The following is a 16,469-nucleotide window of genomic DNA, read 5'->3' as shown; positions in this document are numbered from 1 at the left end:
TCGGCAGCTGCTACGGACTGAAAGGGTTACTCGATAAAGGTCACTTTACCGCCCGCCAGGGATTTGACCCGGGCCAGGGATTCAACGCGGTAGCCCTGTGCATCCAGCTCGGCACGGCCGCCCTGGAACGACTTCTCGATCACGATGCCCAGACCGGCCACGGTGGCGCCAGCTTGCTTGATGATCGAAATCAGCGCTTGCGAGGCCTTGCCATTGGCCAGGAAGTCGTCGATCACCAGCACGCGGTCGCTGCTTTGCAGGTGGCGCGGGGAAATCGCAACGGTGCTTTCAGTCTGCTTGGTGAACGAATACACCGTGGCCGACAGCAGGTTTTCAGTCAGGGTCAGGGACTGGTGCTTACGCGCAAAAATCACAGGTACACCCAAGTTCAAGCCAGTCATCACAGCAGGGGCGATACCCGATGCTTCGATAGTGACGATCTTGGTGATGCCCGAATCCTTGAACAAACGCGCGAACTCGTCGCCGATTTCCTTCATCAGCTGAGGATCGATCTGATGGTTCAAAAAGGCGTCGACTTTCAAAACCTGATCGGAAAGCACGATGCCTTCTTCGCGAATTTTCTTGTGCAGTGCTTCCAACGTAACGTCCTCAAATAGCGCTTTTGCGCTGAAGGTAGAGTAAAAAATAGTCGATTTTAGCGTTTTAGCATCGCGCGTATATCAGCCAGTGCTGTATTGCCGCGAACCGCTTTAACTTCGGTGGGGGTGTCATCGTTGCCTTCCCAGGCCAGATCGTCCGGGGGTAACTCATCGAGGAAACGGCTCGGCGCACAGTCAATGATCTCGCCGTACTGTTTACGCTTGGCGGCAAAGGTGAATGCCAGCGTCTCACGGGCACGGGTAATGCCCACATAGGCCAGGCGCCGTTCTTCTTCAATGGTGTCTGCTTCAATGCTGGAGCGGTGCGGGAGGATTTCTTCTTCCATGCCCATGATGAACACGTAAGGAAATTCCAGACCCTTGGAGGCGTGCAAGGTCATCATCTGCACGCCTTCGGCACCGTCTTCCTCTTCCTGCTGGCGCTCGAGCATGTCGCGCAGCACCAGTTTGCCGATGGCTTCCTCGATGGTCATGGCGCCGTCTTCGTCTTTTTCGAGGGTGTTTTTCAACGCCTCGACCAAAAACCAGACATTGGACATGCGGTAGTCCGCCGCCTTGTCGCTGGAGCTGTTGGTGCGCAGCCAGTTTTCGTAGTCGATGTCCATGATCATGCTGCGCAGCGCTGCAATCGGGTCTTCGCCCGAGCAATGCTCACGTACACGGTCCATAAAGCGCTTGAAACGTACCAGGCGGTCAGTGAAGCGTGCGTCCAGATGTTCGCCCAGGCCGATTTCATCGGTGGCGGCATACATCGAGATCTTTCGCTCGGTCGCGTAGTTACCCAGCTTTTCCAGGGTAGTCGAACCGATCTCGCGACGTGGGACGTTGATTACGCGCAGGAAGGCGTTATCGTCATCCGGGTTTACGATCAGGCGGAAGTAAGCCATCAGGTCTTTAACTTCCTGACGTCCGAAGAAGCTGTTGCCGCCCGACAAACGGTACGGGATCTGATGGTGCTGCAGCTTCAATTCGATCAGTTTGGCTTGATAGTTCCCGCGGTACAGGATCGCGAAGTCGCTGTACGGTCGATCGGTGCGCAGGTGCAGGGTGAGGATTTCGACGGCCACTCGCTCGGCTTCGGCGTCTTCGTTGCGGCAGCGGATCACCCGCACTTCGTCGCCGTGGCCCATCTCGCTCCACAACTGCTTTTCAAACTCGTGGGGGTTGTTGGCAATCAGGATATTGGCGCAGCGCAGAATACGGCTGGTGGAGCGGTAGTTTTGCTCCAGCATCACCACTTTCAAGGACGGGTAATCATCCTTGAGCAGCATCAGGTTTTCCGGGCGAGCGCCGCGCCAGGCGTAGATCGACTGGTCGTCGTCACCTACCACGGTGAACTGGTTGCGCTTGCCGATCAGGTATTTAACCAGCAGATACTGACTGGCGTTGGTGTCCTGATATTCGTCCACCAGCAGGTAACGCACCTTGTTCTGCCACTTTTCCAGAATGTCGGCATGTTCTTCGAACAGCTTGACCGGCAGCAGGATCAGGTCGTCAAAGTCCACCGCGTTGTAGGCCTTGAGCGTGCGCTGGTAGTGGGTGTAGACGATGGCTGCGGTCTGCTCCTTGGGGTTGCGCGCGTTTTCCAGAGCCTGGGGCGGCAGGATCAGGTCGTTTTTCCACGAGCCGATCATGTTCTTGATTTCGTCGACCCCGTCGTCGCCCGAATATTCCTTTTGCATGATGTCGGCCATCAGCGCCTTGACGTCAGCCTCGTCAAAGATCGAGAAGCCGGGCTTATAGCCCAGCCGCGCGTGCTCCTTGCGGATGATGTTGAGGCCCAGGTTGTGGAACGTGCACACCGTCAAGCCGCGGCCTTCACCCTTTTTAAGCAGGGTGCCGACACGCTCTTTCATCTCGCGGGCGGCTTTGTTGGTAAAGGTCATGGCGACGATGTATTGGGCACGGATGCCACAGTTCTGGATCAGGTGCGCGATTTTGCGGGTAATCACGCTGGTTTTGCCGGAGCCTGCGCCGGCGAGCACCAATAGAGGGCCGCCGACGTAGCTCACGGCTTCTTGCTGCCGGGGATTGAGTCGGGACATGACGAGATCAGGGGTCGTTTGTAAAAAGGGCGGGCATTTTAACAGGCTGAGCAAATATTGCTGCCTCTGTGCGACGGTGTGACATGCCACATCCTTTAAATTTACTGCTTTTGTTACTTTCGCACAGGATGTAAAGAGTATTTCCAGCTACCGTAGGGTTAATGCAGCAAATAAGTATTTGATAACCAGTGTCATTGCCATTGGTTGCCGGCACGTCATAATGCCCACTGCCCGAATTTTTGCAGAGTCTAGGGAGCTAGCTTGTCTACGCCTGTCGAACCCTTGCGTTTGCTGCTATTGGCCGAAGAGCCATCTTGGGCAGCGTTGTTGCGCGAGTGTCTGGCGCCAATGGGAAGTGCGGCCGTCCTGATATGCGCGCCGAGCTGGGAGTCTGTCAGCCATCTGTTCGAAAACGATCGCAATGCGCTGCTCCTGACGACCCCGGCCCTGCAGCCCCCAGCGGGCCGCTGCCGCCTGCCCACGGTTTTGCTGCTCGACAGCGAGCCTGATAGCGCTCCAGCGGGCGTCAGCGACTGGCTGGTCGGCGCCAGCCTGACGGGCGATGTACTGCGCCGCTGTCTGCGCCATGTGCGTGAACGCGGCCTGCTGGAACACACCTTGCAGCGCCTCGCCGAAGAGGATCCACTGACCGGCATTGCCAACAGGCAAGGCTTCCAGACCCTGCTGGCCGTGCGTCTGGCCGAAAGTGACGGCCGTGGCATTGCCCTGGGCCATCTGGACCTGGACAACTTTCGTCACGCCAACGATGCATTGGGCCATCAGGCTGGCGACCGCCTGATCCTGCAAGTAGTGGCGCGCCTCAAAAGCCAGCTTGAAGCGGGTGACCAACTGGCCCGTCTTGGCAGTGATGAATTCGCCCTGTTGATCAATACCCATCGCGCGCCCGAGCGTGCCGAATGGATGGCCGAGCGCATTACCGAGGTGATGGCCGAGCCCTACTGGGTCGACGGCGAAAGCCTGTTGATCGGCTGCAGCCTGGGTATTGCCCATGCCCGCGCCAACGCCGGGGCCGACCCGTTGATGTGGCACGCGCACATTGCCATGCAACAGGCCAAAAGCACCCAGGGCTGTACCTTCCACGTATTCAACGAGCGTATCAATCGCAATGCCCGCAGCCTGGCCGACCTCGAAAGCGAGTTGCGCCGGGCGTTGCGCCGTGACGAACTGGAACTGCATTACCAGCCGCGCCTGGATCTTGGCACGGGGCAGATCGTCGGGCTGGAAGCGCTGGTGCGCTGGCGCCATGCCGAGCGTGGCCTGTTGGCTCCGAGTGAGTTCGTGCCTTTGGCCGAGCAAAGCGGGCTGATTGTGCCGCTGGGGTACTGGGTTATCTCCCGTGCCCTGCGGGATATGCAGGCGTTGCGCGAACGCGGGCTTGAGCCGCTGCACATGGCGGTCAACCTGTCGTTTCGCCAGTTTCAGGACAGCCAGTTGCTTTCGACCCTCAGCCGCCTGATCAGCGAGCGCGGCGTCGAAGCACAGTGGCTGGAGTTCGAGCTGACCGAAACGGCCGTGATGCGGCGCAGTGATCTGGTCAAACAGACCATGGATGCCCTGGGCCGACTGGGTGTGCGTTTTTCGCTGGATGATTTCGGTACGGGTTTTTCATCGTTTGTGCACCTCAATAGCCTGCCGATTACGCTGCTCAAGATCGACAAGAGCTTTGTGGGCGGCATGGAAAGCCGCGAAGAGAACCGCAAACTGGTCCACGCCATGATCAACCTGGCCCACAACCTGAAACTGGAAGTGGTTGCCGAAGGCGTCGAAACTCCCGAACAGCTTGCTCTTTTGCGTGATTTTGGCTGCGATCAGGTGCAGGGCTACTTCATCAGCAAGCCGCTGCCGCTGGCCGAACTGGTGGAGTATTTGACGTTTGGGGCCGGGCAGCAGGTGCCAATTGCGCTCTAGGGCTTAAGAAAAACTTCCGTAGCAGCCTCGTTCCTTCGGCAGCTGCTACACAGCTACGCCCGCCACTTTGGCCGCCTTGCGCTCCAGCTTGATCATGCGCCGTACCTTCCACTCGAACGCCAGGGTCAAGCTGATCGCTGCACAGGCCAGGCCCGTCGCCAGCCCCCACCAGACACCTGCCGGGCCCCAACCGAAGGTAAAGGCCAGCATCCAGGCCATTGGCGCGCCAATCACCCAATAGCAGAACAGCCCCACCAGAAAGGTGGTCTTGGCATCCTTGAGCCCGCGAATCGCGCCCATGGCGATGGTTTGTGCGCCATCAAACAGCTCAAACCATGCCGCTACCGCCAGCAGGCTGACGGCCAGCTCAAATACCGGACGGAATGCAGGGTCGTTGTAATCGAGGAACAACCCCACCAGATCCCTTGGCCAAAACCAGAACACCACGGAAAACCCGAGCATCACACATGCACCAAAACCGATACCGACCCGTCCTGCCAGCCGCGCCCGCTGCAAGTCACCACCACCATAGTGCTGGCCAATACGCATGGTGATCGCATACGACATGCCTGCAGGTACCATAAATGCCACCGATACGATTTGCAGTGCGATCTGGTGCGCTGCCAGCTGTGTACTGCCCATGGTGCCCATGCACAGTGCTGCGAAGGCAAACAAACCGACTTCCACGGCATAGGTCCCGCCAATCGGCAGGCCGAGCCGCCACAGTTCCCGCAAATATGTCAGATTGATCCGCGACAGGCCCTTGCTGATCGGGTACGCGTTGTAGGCCGGATGCCGATGGATATGCCAGGCCAACCCCAGCGCCATGCAGGTCGCCACAATCGCCGTGACCAGGCCGATACCCATCAAGCCCAGTTTTGGCAGGCCGAACATGCCGGTAATCAGCGCGTAATTGAGCACAAAGTTGGCCACGGTACCGATCAGGCTGATCACCATCACCGGTGTGGCCCGGCCCATTGCACTGGTAAAGCCGCGCAGGGCCATAAAAGTCATATAGCCGGGCAGGGCAAACGGTAGCAGCAGCAGAAACTGGCCAGCCGCCTCAACGTTGGTGGGCGTCTGGCCAAACAGCAACAATAGCGGTTTGATATTCCACAGCATTACCGCGCCGCCCAACGCCAGTGCCCAGGCGAGCCACAACCCGGCCTGAGTCAGGCGGGTCGCCCCTTCGATATCCCCTGCACCTTGGCGAATCGACACCAGCGTGCCCACGGCAGCGATGACGCCAATGCAGAAAATCGACACGAATGAGTAGCTGGCCGCTCCCAGACTCCCGCCAGCCAGAGCCTCCGGGCTCAAGCGCGCCATCATCAGGGTATCGGTGAGTACCATCAGCATGTGAGCCAGCTGCGAAGCGATCAGCGGCCCGGCCAACCTCATAATGGCCGAGAGTTCGATACGTGCAGGATGCTGTTTGGTCATTGTAGAAATTTCTATAGGTGCGTTGAAAGGCTTGATTCTCGGCGCGTTGAGTGTTTTAAGCAAAGGGATAAAAACGATCATTGGCATGACTTAAACTCATGGTTGAACTTGCCTTCTGTGCCATCACCTTTTTGAACTATAGGAATATGAGTAATGGCTCGTAGCCTTCCTCCGCTTTACGCCTTGCGCGCCTTTGAGGCTGCAGCTCGCCATAGTTCATTCACCCGGGCGGGCGAAGAGTTGTCCATTACCCAGAGCGCTGTCAGTCGCCATATCAAAACCCTGGAAGCGCATTTCGCCTGCCGGTTATTTCAGCGCAGCGGGCGCAGCCTGCAACTCACCGAAGCCGCGCGTTTGCTGCTGCCGGGAGTGCGCGAAGGCTTTGCCGCCCTGGAGCGCGCCTGTACTACCTTGCGCGCCGAAGATGACATCTTGCGCATGAAAGCCCCCTCGACCCTGACCATGCGCTGGTTATTGGCCCGCCTGAGCCGCTTTCGCCACTTGCAGAGCGGCAATGAGGTGCAACTGACCAGTGCCTGGATGGACATTGACCACGTGGATTTCAACCACGAGCCATTCGACTGTGCTGTGCTGTTGAGCAACGGCCACTTTCCGCCTGACTGGGAGGCCACGCTGCTGTTCCCGGAGATGCTGATCCCGGTCGGTGCGCCCGCCATTCAGGGCGACGCGCCATGGGACGTCACACGCCTGGCGAGCACTGAGCTGCTGCACCCTACGCCTGACCGCCGCGACTGGCGGCGTTGGCTCGACTGCATGGGCCTGGGCGGGCAAGTGTCACTCAAGGGCGGGCAAGTTTTCGACACCCTGGAGCTGGGCATGATTGCCGCCGCCCGGGGCTACGGCATTTCCATGGGGGATTTGTTGATGGTGGCCGAAGACGTTGCCCAGGGGCGCCTGAGCCTGCCGTTCCCTGCTGCCGTGGCCAGCGGCGATAATTACTATCTGGTTTGGCCCAAGACCCGTCCCGGGGGCGAGCGTTTGCGTCGGCTCAGCGACTTTTTGCAGCAGGAAGTCGCCGCCATGGTGTTGCCAACCGTTGAGCAGTTGCACTGACCGCCATAATCAGCCATTGAATGGCCGATATTGCAACGCCTCTGCGAGATGCTTGCGCTCTATATTGTGTGTCTGCTCCAGGTCCGCCAGGGTCCTTGCCACTTTCAGCAGTCGGTGCGCCGCTCGCAGTGACAAGGTCATGCGCTCGCAAGCCGCCTCCAGCCAGCTGTTATCCATATCGCTCAAGCGGCATTGGGTTCGCACACCCGGCAGATCGAGAAAGGCATTGGCGCAGCCCTGACGTTGCAGTTGGCGCTCACGCGCGGCAGCCACAAGCCCGGCGGCGTTGGCCGTGGTGTCACCTGAAGCAAGCGGCGGATTGAGAGAGGTGGTCTCGCGGGCTACGGTCAGGTGCAGGTCGATGCGATCGAGCAACGGGCCGGAAAGTTTGTTGCGATAGCGCTGGATTTGCTCCGGTGTACAGCGGCAGCGGCCAGTGGGTTCGCCAAGATATCCACAGGGGCAGGGATTCATCGCCGCAACCAGTTGGAAGCGCGCCGGAAAACGCATGCGATCTTTCGCCCGTGCAATCACGATAAAGCCGCTTTCGAATGGTAGGGGGTTATTCCACACAATTTTTAGCAATGGATTTTTGCTCCCGATTGGACTGAGAATGGCATTTTGCCAACAGGAGGTTGTATGGGATTTCTATCAAAAGCTGGGAGCATCGCGTTCGGGATTGCCGTTTTTCTAGGATTGCTGGCTTTACCGTTCTTATTTTTTGCAGGCATAACCAGAGCTTACGAACAAATAATTCCGCCGTTAATATCAGTAGGATGGATATGTATAGGGTTGATTTTGTTTGTGTTGTTACCACTTTCAATCTTTAAAAGACTTCGGTTTTTTACTGGTGCAACGATATACATATTTTCATATGTTTTCGGCCTCCTGAGCTTTCTCATTAGCCTTTTGACTACATGGTTCCTATGGGGTGGTTTTTGGGCGATTCTTGGCATGGTATTACTTGGGGGAGCAGTAGTGCCATTTGCATTATTAGCCAGTGCATTCAAAGGGATGTGGACATTGTTTTTTATAGTCGTCGGTCTTCTGGTAATTACTTGGGGGGCTCGTATCGTTGGAATGTTAATTGCTGAAAGTGGTGCAAATCATAAGCATAGGTAAGCAAGGTCATTTTGAAAGCTTGAACTTGTTCAAGGTTGAAAAATGAGCAGATGATTGCATTGATTAAGGTCTAACCCTATTTGACTAATAAGGTTCGACCTTAAATTTATTTTCATTTTGCTATTGACAGTGGTTTTCATTGATTTTAAGCCAAGAAACGGCTGTCCAAAAAGATGAAAACTCAAAAAACTACATAAAAAACTCATAAAAAAACAAATGCATTTTTTTGGTGCATTAACGGAAATAGGCCAAAAACAGCGTATTTTTGCGTGTAGATATTAATATACGAGGATGATGGTGAATCCTCTAAAAACGGCAAAATAACGACTTTAAAATTTTCGAAAGTTTTGCTACCAAAAGATGTTATTTAAAATGCGTGATTACGAAGCGTAATTAGCTGCATAGGTGTCTTACTACTCCCGACCTAATAAACCACTTAAATTTGGGGTGTTTCGAGTGTTTTAGCGATGTAATGGCGTAGAGGTGTGAGTGTGTAGGTGGGTGTAGGTGTAGGTGTAGGTGTAGGTATGTGTATGTGTATGTGTATGTAGGTGTGTAGGTGTGTGTATGTGAGTAGGTACGTACATGTGTGATATCTTTTTAATTCCAGCCTTGCCCTTCGCTTTTATTCTTACCAGAATAAAGCTCGGGCAAAGCTGGTCTTCCTATCTTCATAAACTGAAAACAGTTGAGCCTTACCCGATTACGCTTGTTTTAGCTCGGGGTTTAAATCTGTGATACTCAGTTTAAACTTTGAACACTTGATGGCTATATCAACACCACATTGGAACCCTGTTCAACATATTTCTATGGCTGGCGGGTCGAGAAATTTCCAATATCCCCATTCTATTTCTCTTTGGCTACGCAACGGAACAATCACCTGAATTTCCAACATTGCTTACAGGCGTGAATACTGAATTTCTTATAGTTATGAATTTTTAAGGCGGGAGAGACTTGAAGATATAAAATTATGTGATATAACTTTAATTACAAGTTGAAACTGCCTCATTCAGTATCAACGCCGAACCCTGAATGCTAACAACATTCGGGGTTCACCTTTTTATGTTGTATCATTTTATTATATAAAGTCAAATCGCTGCTTTTGCTCTTACCATCCAGAGTGCTTTTGATTTTGCCACTTATGGCACTCACATGAAAAACAGAGTTTAAACTCTGTCTTCTTATATCTCTGTTAAAATTAATCAGTGCAATTTCAAGGTTCTGCGAGATGGGTTCAGTTTTTTAGGTTTAAAGCTGGCTTCAACATCATATTTTTCAAGTGATTTATTTTGTTCGTCGAGATAGTCATTGATTATTTTTTTACCATCACTTGTTGGTAATGCTTTATACATTTCATCTAATCTTTTATTAACCTCAATAACTTTTTCCTTCGTCGGTCGTTTAGTGTCCATCTTCCAAGTTCTATTGACGCAAACCTCAACAAAGTCTGATATTGATTTGAACATGCTTGATATTCTATCAATAAAATTCAATTGTTCTTTAATGTATTCATCGTTCTTTTTTATTTCATCGGCTCTATATTCTTTTAAATTTGTATCAACTTTCTTCTTTTCGGCTGTCTTGAATTCATCTAATTGTTCGGAATAATTAGACTTTGCTAATTTAAAGTTTTCGCTAAGCTCACTTATTGCATTAGCGGCTTTTTTAGTTCGTTCATTAATTGAATTCAATTCGTTATCAAGTTTTGCTTTTTGTTCAGTCCCTCGACTTATGGAATTATAAACCCTATCAATTTTAGGTTGTGAAGTATCTTTTTTTATTAACCTATTCCTTGCTTTTTTTTCTGGCGAATCCGGTATGATCTCCACAGATATATCATAGTTATATTTGGCAAGTTTTTCATTGACGTGTTTATAAATCATTTCTTGATAATCTACACCCAACTGAACAGCGGTGGAATATTTACCATCGTGTCTATCGAGTGGTTCAAGACCTTTCAAGCCCCTGAATTTATTCACCATTCTAAATTCTTGGTCGATTATGTCGTATTTATTTGTTTTGCTGTTTTTACCATCTATAAATATATGAGGGTGAACAGCCAAGCCATTATCATCAGGCGACGAAATTTCATCACCATGAAACACAATCAGTTTAATCGGATAATCTGGAAAATGTTCTTTATAAAAGCTATTGATAGTATTTATATAGTGGGCCGGTTTTATATTGTCCACATTTTGATTAAGTGGAAATTTCCAAAATGCCTCTTGAATAACTGTTCTTTTCTTATGAAAATTATCGGGTATAGGTTTAGAAAGCTCCATTTTAGAATTGTGCAAATCAATGTAAGTTGATAGGCAAGATTTTTTTTGTTCCTTTCTTTTTAAAGTCAAAAGCTCTAACTGGGCAAGGGTTTCACCCTTGTCTATTGGCTCGTTTTTATTGGTCAATATACTTTCGAGAAGTGTAGTGAGTTCAGGGGATTCATTTTTTTGAGCGAGTTGTTTCAGTTTGTACGAGTACTTAGAAAGGTCGGAATTGTTAACAGTGGATAGCTGTTTTGATTCACTTGTTGCAATAGCAGGTTCAACTATGCTTTTCAATATATCTCTTCGTTCATCTTTCGATAGAGTTTCGAGCTGAATAATTTTATTGTTGTGAACAATCAAGTTGTTCATTTTCAAGTCTAAATTAAATTCCATGCCATGCTTTTGAACAAGTCTTAACGAATGTTCAAGGGATTTAGTTAGTTGATTGGTTCCGAGGATATTGCCTTTTGTTTTTGATTTCACACCGGTGAAATTTAAACGTTTCCAAATCATATTTTTGACTTTGGTCATTTTGCTCCTGATCGATGTTCACCTTACTGGTGAACTGGTTTGTTTTCGTCACTCAGGCCGCCTACGGGCGTGCTGGTGACTGCGTATGGCGATGACCCTGCCAAGGGTTCAGAGACTTCGATAGCGTGGTCTACAAGAGAAATTACAGCCAATGGAGTTGGTGAAAATTTTCTTATTGACCAGTTAAGCTTTTGATTTTGCTTCTGTCCCCCTGACAAGGGCCAGTAATAAATTCGCAAGCACGTAGTGCGTCTTTCCGAAGGAAAGTGTGAAATTATTATCAGCTGGTTGATAAAAACTCATACTTTCAGTTTTGAGTTGTTTAACTACAAGTTACCATTAATTATTTTATTTTCAAGCGAACACAAAAAAGGCCACCGATTAGGCAGCCTACTTTGATTGTTATGGTATCAATTAAAGTATTCGTTGAGATTGTTGATGCCAAACTCTTTAAGTGGATTATGTAGGCTGAACTGTTTCGCTATGCGGTCAATTTCAAAACCATTCTGGAAAATCTTAGCAAACAAAGTTCTTGTGGTTTTTTCGAAGTTGAACTTGAAAGTGATGTCATTAGCAACAAAGAATTGATTTATTTTTAAGCGACCATCTTCTGTTTTATACAAATCAATTATGTCGTTTTCGGAGTAAATGTTTATAGTGGTTTTCTTGATGTTTATTTGTGTTTGTAGTTCTGCAAGGTTTTGTTCAATATCGTTGATATTTGCTTCTGTTTTGCTAACTACCTCTAAGAATTCTTTTGGGATAACTCCACTGGTGAAACCAGCAAAAGATTTCATTAGGTTGTCTCTATAACTTTTTTGTTCAAGCAAAAGGTTGTTCAGTTCTACAATTTTCTTGTTGTCTTTGGTTTGGCTCTCTCTGTTTGACAGTAGCTTGATTAATAATTCTCTAAAATTCTCTACCCGTTCTTCTTCATCAATGTCGTCTTGTGTTGGGAGACGATAAATCATCCCGCTTTCACGAGTTATCCATTCATGTGGACGTTCGGGATTTGGGTCTTCGTTTTGCCATGGGTGAACGTCGAAATCTTCATTTGTTGTTGATTGATATATGAGTTCAAGAAATAACCCAAAAGCCAAGTCAAAACGAAAGCGTGGTTGGTCGCATCCATTTTTTAATTCTTTGCGTGTGTAGCATTGAAAATACGGATAAACGACGCCTTTGGGGTTTGTTTGTTTTTCAAACAACATAGATGCCTCACAACAATCACATTTGATGCTGTGGCGGAAAATGTTCAAGCTACCAACACTTTGGTTGCCATAGTTTTTTCTTTGTGCTCTGTTTTTCATCGCCGCTATTGCTTCATTAAATAGTTCATATGAAACGATTTGCGGATAATAGTTTTCAATGTATCGCTCAAATACTTTCTTTTTGTTTTCATCTCTTCGTTGAGCCATGTAAGCACCAAGAACGTATTTCGTATCTATTAGATGCTTTATATTTCTACTTGACCATTTTCGTTTTGAATAAGCGTTGAGCTTTTTAATTGACAACGACACGCCGACATATTTCAAGCTCTCAAAGAAATCTCTTATTTCCTGAGCTTCTTCTTCCTCGATTTCAAAGCAATTAAGTTCTTTGTTATATCGAATGCCATAGGGTGGATTATGGGCGTTAAAAATGACCTTTTCTTCTTCCGCTAGTTTTTTGGCTCTATTCCATGCGGACTTTCTGCGAACTGATTTTGTCTTACTTTCTTCGTATGCTCGCTTTGCGATAACACTTAAAAGGATATCTTGCTGTAAGTCATCAATTCGGTTTGTTTCGTTTGGTTTTTCATACCGTTGACCATCAATAGTAGTTATTAAAATAACACCTTTTTCAAGGATGCCATTGACCAGTTCTTTTGCCTGTAGAAGTCTTTGGCGACTAAGGCGGTCGATACTTTCAACGAATATGTAGTCGCCCTCTTTGATATGCATGTCGCTTATCATATCAATGAGTTCTTTTAGTTTTCCCTTTCTCTTGTTGCTTCCATCGTGTGCAGATATGCCCGTATCCGAGTAGATATTCTCGGGCGGCAACTCAATACCTTGTTGCTTTGTAATAGCTTGGATTGAAGCCATTTGACGGTCTACGGAGTCTCTACCGGCTTCGCCTTGGGCCTTGGATGAGTAGCGGATATAAGCGTAGGCAGTAGGCATTCCGGGCTTCCTGTGACGTTTGGCAAAGTGTGAGAATACCACTTACCAGTCTCCATGGGCTCTCGCAAGACTTCCAGAACCTTGCGATCAAACTCGGGAAGCTCATCCAGAAACAATACGCCGTGATGGGCCAGGGTTATTTCCCCGGGCCGCGGTTTGGAGCCGCCGCCCACCAGCGCCGGCCCCGAGGCCGAATGATGAGGTTGGCGAAACGGTCGCTGTGGCCAGCAGTTCAATGGCACTTGGCTGGCCACTGACTGAATGGCGGCCACTTCCAGCGCCTCTTGCTCATTGAGCGGTGGCAACAAGCCGGGCAGGCGGCTGGCCAGCAAGGTTTTACCCGTGCCCGGCGGCCCGGTAAACAGCAGGTTGTGACTGCCAGCAGCAGCGACCAGCAATGCCCGTTTGGCCGAAAGCTGCCCTTGGACATCGCTCAGGTCGGGATAGGGTTTGCTGATATGCAGCAAGCCGCTGGGGATATAGGGCTCTATCACCTCCCGACCTGCGAAATGGGCCACCAACTGCAACAAGTGCTCGGCCGCAATTACTGTCAGCCCGCAGGCCAGGCAGGCTTCTTCGGCATTGGCCTGCGGTACCACCAGCGCCCGGCCTGCGGCCCTTGCTGCCAGGGCGGCAGGCAATATGCCCTGCACTGGCCTGATTGCGCCCGATAGCGCCAGTTCGCCCAAACACTCCACCTGCTCCAGCGCCACAGCCGGCAGTTGCCCGCTGGCCGCCAAAATGCCCAGGGCAATGGCCACATCAAAACGCCCGCCGTCCTTGGGCAGGTCGGCGGGCGCGAGGTTGAGGGTGATACGCCGGGCCGGGAAATCCAGGGTGGAGTTGATGATTGCGCTGCGTACCCGGTCTTTACTTTCCTTGACCGCTGTTTCGGGCAAACCAACCAGCGTCAACGCAGGCAACCCATTGGCCAGATGCGCTTCGACCGTAACGGCAGGCGCCTCGACGCCCACCTGGGCGCGGCTGTAAACAATCGCCAGAGCCATGACTCATTCCTTGAGTTCGCAAAAAAACCATGGTGCGCGAATCTCAAGCCAGGGGCAGGCATGGAATGGATACGGGATGTTAACGGGTATGGGAGCACGGCCAACGAACTGCCAAAGTGCGGTGGCGAAAAAATTATAAGACCCTATGATTAATCAATAACGTTATTCATTAATCATGATTGTAAGTTTTAAATGCAACAGAACTGAAAGTCTGTATCGAAATGGCAAGACGCGCTTATGGTCAGACATTCTCAATGTAATTGAACGAAAATTAACCATGCTGGACGCTGCAAGCGTGCTGACAGATCTAGCGTCACCACCTGGCAACCGGCTCGAGGCTCTCAGCGGTACACGCAAGGGCCAGTACAGCATCCGCATCAACGCACAATGGCGAATCTGCTTCGTCTGGGGCGCCAATGGCCCTGAAGCAGTAGAAATAGCTGATTACCACTGAGGTCATCATGATCAAAAATGGCATGCGCCCGGTTCACCCGGGTGAAGTTCTCAAGGAAGAATACCTTGAGCCCCTGAGCCTCTCGTCTGCTGCTTTGGCCAGGGCGCTGGGGGTGTCCGCGCCGACGGTCAACGATATTGTGCTGCAGCGCCGTGGCGTCAGTGCCGATATGGCACTGCGCCTGTCAATTTGCCTGGCAACCACCCCGGAGTTCTGGCTTAACCTGCAAACCACTTACGACCTGCGCACGGCAGAAATCGACCGCGGTGCAGCGATTCGCGAACAGGTGCAACCCATTCACCACTGCGCCTGACTCACTGCTCCAGTGCTCGGGTCCCCAGATCCTCGGCAAAGCGCAACAAATAGCCATCGGGGTCGAGCACCAAAAAGTTGCACTCGCCAAACAGCACTTCATTGCTGCGGTACCAGCGTTCTTCCAGGGGTTTGCGCAGGGTGTGGCCAGCGGCTTGCAGGCGCTCGATCAGGCAATCGGCATCCGGGCATTTGATCGACAGGTTCATGCCCCGGCCGAACGGCTGCTCCAGCGGGCCGACCCGCCAGGAAGACTCTTCGAGGTCGTCCTGTTCCAGCATCAACTGGCTGCCATGGAATGACAGAAACGCAAAAAGATGCTCGGGCCGTTGGTACTCGATCTTGAAACCGAGCACTTCACAGTAAAAATGCAGACTGCGCGAAAGGTCCGAGACGATCATCTCGGGCACTAGCGGGTTCATCACCAGCATATAAAAACATCCTTGTTAATACAGGCGAATGCACCGCCTTTGAGCGTTATTCGCTCGGCGGCAACAGCCTTGCTTCCATTTCGGCCACTTTGGCCTCCAGGCTTTCGAGGCGAGCACGGGTGCGCGCCAAAACCACCATCTGGCTGTCGAACTCTTCGCGGCTCACCAGATCAAGCTTGCTGAAACCGCTTTGCAGCAAGGCTTTGAACTGGCTTTCGATTTCATTGCGCGGCAGCGCGGTTTCGCCACTGAACAAGCGGGAGGCGTGGCCGCCAAGGGCGTCGAGAAAATCTTTGGGCGCGAGCATGGATAAGGTCCTTAAAACTGATGGTGACGAGTGTATCACGGGGTGTAGGCCCCCATTGGCGGGGGCTTTCTGCACATTTTTCGCGCACCACCCCCGCAAGCTTCGCACCATCTTCGAGCACAAATACCCCGAGAAATCAGGCAAAAAGCCATCAACTTCCTCTAAATCGCTGTAATTATTGATTTTTCCAGACATGGCAAGGTTTCTGCTAAGACCAACATGACTCATGCACTGATGCAGTAGCTGTGACGAAGGCAGTGCGGCAGGTGGTTCAAGGAGTGTTTTCGTCACCAGCGATTTACACACGTTGTACAGCCTGAAGAAGGCTGACGATGCGTTACAAAGCCAGACACTGCGCTTAGACTTGAGCCGGGTTTGTTTTCCTGGGGCAAGTCCACCAATTCGGGAGAAGTTTCATGAAGCTAGTCACCGCCATTATCAAGCCGTTCAAGTTGGATGACGTGCGCGAGTCGCTGTCTGAGGTCGGCGTACAAGGCATTACCGTTACTGAGGTCAAAGGCTTCGGCCGTCAGAAGGGCCATACCGAGCTGTATCGCGGAGCGGAATATGTGGTCGATTTTCTGCCAAAGGTGAAGATTGATGTCGCCATTGACGACAAGGATCTTGATCGGGTTATCGAGGCGATCACCAAGGCTGCCAACACCGGCAAGATTGGTGACGGCAAGATTTTCGTAGTCAATCTGGAACAGGCTATTCGCATCCGTACCGGCGAAACCGATACCGACGCAATCTAAGCCGCCA

The 16,469-nt window shown here is 51.0% G+C and carries 13 protein-coding genes and 2 pseudogenes; 6 read left to right on the top strand and 9 right to left on the bottom strand.

Translation table 11 applies throughout. The features are described from left to right. Positions 1–26: 26 nt before the first annotated feature. Together HBN79_RS06160 and rep are read right to left on the bottom strand one after the other, a co-directional pair. A complete protein-coding gene (locus HBN79_RS06160; RefSeq protein ID WP_016782674.1) occupies positions 27–599 on the bottom strand; it encodes a xanthine phosphoribosyltransferase in 573 nt (190 codons plus the stop codon). A 56-nt stretch (positions 600–655) separates the two neighbouring features. Then, positions 656–2,665, bottom strand: coding sequence for a DNA helicase Rep (rep, locus tag HBN79_RS06155; RefSeq protein WP_016782673.1), 2,010 nt, complete (start codon positions 2,663–2,665; stop codon positions 656–658). A gap of 261 nt (positions 2,666–2,926) precedes the next feature. Here rep and HBN79_RS06150 point away from each other — a divergent pair, with 261 nt between their 5' ends. Beyond that, complete coding sequence (locus HBN79_RS06150; protein ID WP_094999737.1) at positions 2,927–4,594, top strand: bifunctional diguanylate cyclase/phosphodiesterase; 1,668 nt, start codon at positions 2,927–2,929, stop codon at positions 4,592–4,594. Between the two features lie 45 nt (positions 4,595–4,639). On the opposite strand, the gene HBN79_RS06145 is transcribed toward HBN79_RS06150, so the two are convergent. Continuing rightward, a complete protein-coding gene (locus HBN79_RS06145; RefSeq protein ID WP_095026821.1) occupies positions 4,640–6,037 on the bottom strand; it encodes a NorM family multidrug efflux MATE transporter in 1,398 nt (465 codons plus the stop codon). 153 nt (positions 6,038–6,190) lie between these two features. On the opposite strand from HBN79_RS06145, the gene HBN79_RS06140 reads away from it, so the two are divergent. Then, positions 6,191–7,111 (top strand): LysR substrate-binding domain-containing protein, encoded by a 921-nt coding sequence (locus tag HBN79_RS06140; protein ID WP_094999739.1) that lies wholly within the window; start codon positions 6,191–6,193, stop codon positions 7,109–7,111. A gap of 9 nt (positions 7,112–7,120) precedes the next feature. Here the strand turns inward: HBN79_RS06140 and HBN79_RS06135 are convergent. Continuing rightward, positions 7,121–7,672, bottom strand: a pseudogene (locus tag HBN79_RS06135) (ATP-binding protein); the annotation flags it as partial. A gap of 78 nt (positions 7,673–7,750) precedes the next feature. Between HBN79_RS06135 and HBN79_RS06130 the strand changes: the two are divergent. After that, positions 7,751–8,233, top strand: coding sequence for a hypothetical protein (locus HBN79_RS06130; protein WP_169916451.1), 483 nt, complete (start codon positions 7,751–7,753; stop codon positions 8,231–8,233). Positions 8,234–9,435: 1,202 nt separating this feature from the next. Here the strand turns inward: HBN79_RS06130 and HBN79_RS06125 are convergent. From HBN79_RS06125 to HBN79_RS06115, 3 genes and pseudogenes are all read right to left on the bottom strand, one after another. Beyond that, a complete protein-coding gene (locus HBN79_RS06125) occupies positions 9,436–11,031 on the bottom strand; it encodes a hypothetical protein (protein ID WP_169916450.1) in 1,596 nt (531 codons plus the stop codon). A gap of 410 nt (positions 11,032–11,441) precedes the next feature. Further along, on the bottom strand, positions 11,442–13,196 hold the full coding sequence (locus HBN79_RS06120) for a recombinase family protein (protein WP_169916449.1): 1,755 nt from the start codon (positions 13,194–13,196) through the stop codon (positions 11,442–11,444). 41 nt (positions 13,197–13,237) lie between these two features. Continuing rightward, a pseudogene (locus HBN79_RS06115) lies at positions 13,238–14,203 on the bottom strand (YifB family Mg chelatase-like AAA ATPase); the annotation flags it as partial. 175 nt (positions 14,204–14,378) lie between these two features. On the opposite strand from HBN79_RS06115, the gene HBN79_RS06110 reads away from it, so the two are divergent. Beyond that, entirely contained in the window at positions 14,379–14,657 is a 279-nt protein-coding gene (locus HBN79_RS06110) for a type II toxin-antitoxin system RelE/ParE family toxin (RefSeq protein WP_169916448.1), read from the top strand. Positions 14,658–14,664: 7 nt separating this feature from the next. After that, positions 14,665–14,970, top strand: a complete 306-nt coding sequence (locus HBN79_RS06105) for a HigA family addiction module antitoxin (RefSeq protein WP_094999741.1) — start codon at positions 14,665–14,667, stop codon at positions 14,968–14,970. Position 14,971: 1 nt separating this feature from the next. Here the strand turns inward: HBN79_RS06105 and HBN79_RS06100 are convergent, their stop codons facing one another. Continuing rightward, positions 14,972–15,400 (bottom strand): VOC family protein, encoded by a 429-nt coding sequence (locus HBN79_RS06100; RefSeq protein WP_095017856.1) that lies wholly within the window; start codon positions 15,398–15,400, stop codon positions 14,972–14,974. Between the two features lie 46 nt (positions 15,401–15,446). Continuing rightward, positions 15,447–15,707: an accessory factor UbiK family protein gene (locus HBN79_RS06095; RefSeq protein ID WP_094999743.1), complete on the bottom strand. Its 261-nt coding sequence runs from the start codon at positions 15,705–15,707 to the stop codon at positions 15,447–15,449. A 416-nt stretch (positions 15,708–16,123) separates the two neighbouring features. Here HBN79_RS06095 and glnK point away from each other — a divergent pair, with 416 nt between their 5' ends. Then, a complete protein-coding gene (gene glnK / locus HBN79_RS06090) occupies positions 16,124–16,462 on the top strand; it encodes a P-II family nitrogen regulator (protein ID WP_169916447.1) in 339 nt (112 codons plus the stop codon). Positions 16,463–16,469 lie beyond the last annotated feature (7 nt).

The sequence above is a fragment of the Pseudomonas sp. WS 5051 genome (assembly GCF_012985715.1).
GTDB classification, from domain to species: Bacteria; Pseudomonadota; Gammaproteobacteria; order Pseudomonadales; family Pseudomonadaceae; genus Aquipseudomonas; species Aquipseudomonas bubulae.
Note: the sequence above shows the minus strand (reverse complement) of the source record. Positions and strands in the feature narration are given on the sequence as shown.

Bases quoted from the DNA above. Each gene is read 5' to 3' on its own strand.
- rep (WP_016782673.1), bottom strand. From the start codon at position 2,665: ATGTCCCGACTCAATCCCCGGCAGCAAGAAGCCGTGAGCTACGTCGGC.
- HBN79_RS06145 (WP_095026821.1), bottom strand. From the start codon at position 6,037: ATGACCAAACAGCATCCTGCACGTATCGAACTCTCGGCCATTATGAGG.
- HBN79_RS06140 (WP_094999739.1), top strand. From the start codon at position 6,191: ATGGCTCGTAGCCTTCCTCCGCTTTACGCCTTGCGCGCCTTTGAGGCT.
- HBN79_RS06130 (WP_169916451.1), top strand. From the start codon at position 7,751: ATGGGATTTCTATCAAAAGCTGGGAGCATCGCGTTCGGGATTGCCGTT.
- HBN79_RS06125 (WP_169916450.1), bottom strand. From the start codon at position 11,031: ATGACCAAAGTCAAAAATATGATTTGGAAACGTTTAAATTTCACCGGT.
- HBN79_RS06120 (WP_169916449.1), bottom strand. From the start codon at position 13,196: ATGCCTACTGCCTACGCTTATATCCGCTACTCATCCAAGGCCCAAGGC.
- HBN79_RS06110 (WP_169916448.1), top strand. From the start codon at position 14,379: ATGATTGTAAGTTTTAAATGCAACAGAACTGAAAGTCTGTATCGAAAT.
- HBN79_RS06105 (WP_094999741.1), top strand. From the start codon at position 14,665: ATGATCAAAAATGGCATGCGCCCGGTTCACCCGGGTGAAGTTCTCAAG.
- HBN79_RS06100 (WP_095017856.1), bottom strand. From the start codon at position 15,400: ATGCTGGTGATGAACCCGCTAGTGCCCGAGATGATCGTCTCGGACCTT.
- HBN79_RS06095 (WP_094999743.1), bottom strand. From the start codon at position 15,707: ATGCTCGCGCCCAAAGATTTTCTCGACGCCCTTGGCGGCCACGCCTCC.
- glnK (WP_169916447.1), top strand. From the start codon at position 16,124: ATGAAGCTAGTCACCGCCATTATCAAGCCGTTCAAGTTGGATGACGTG.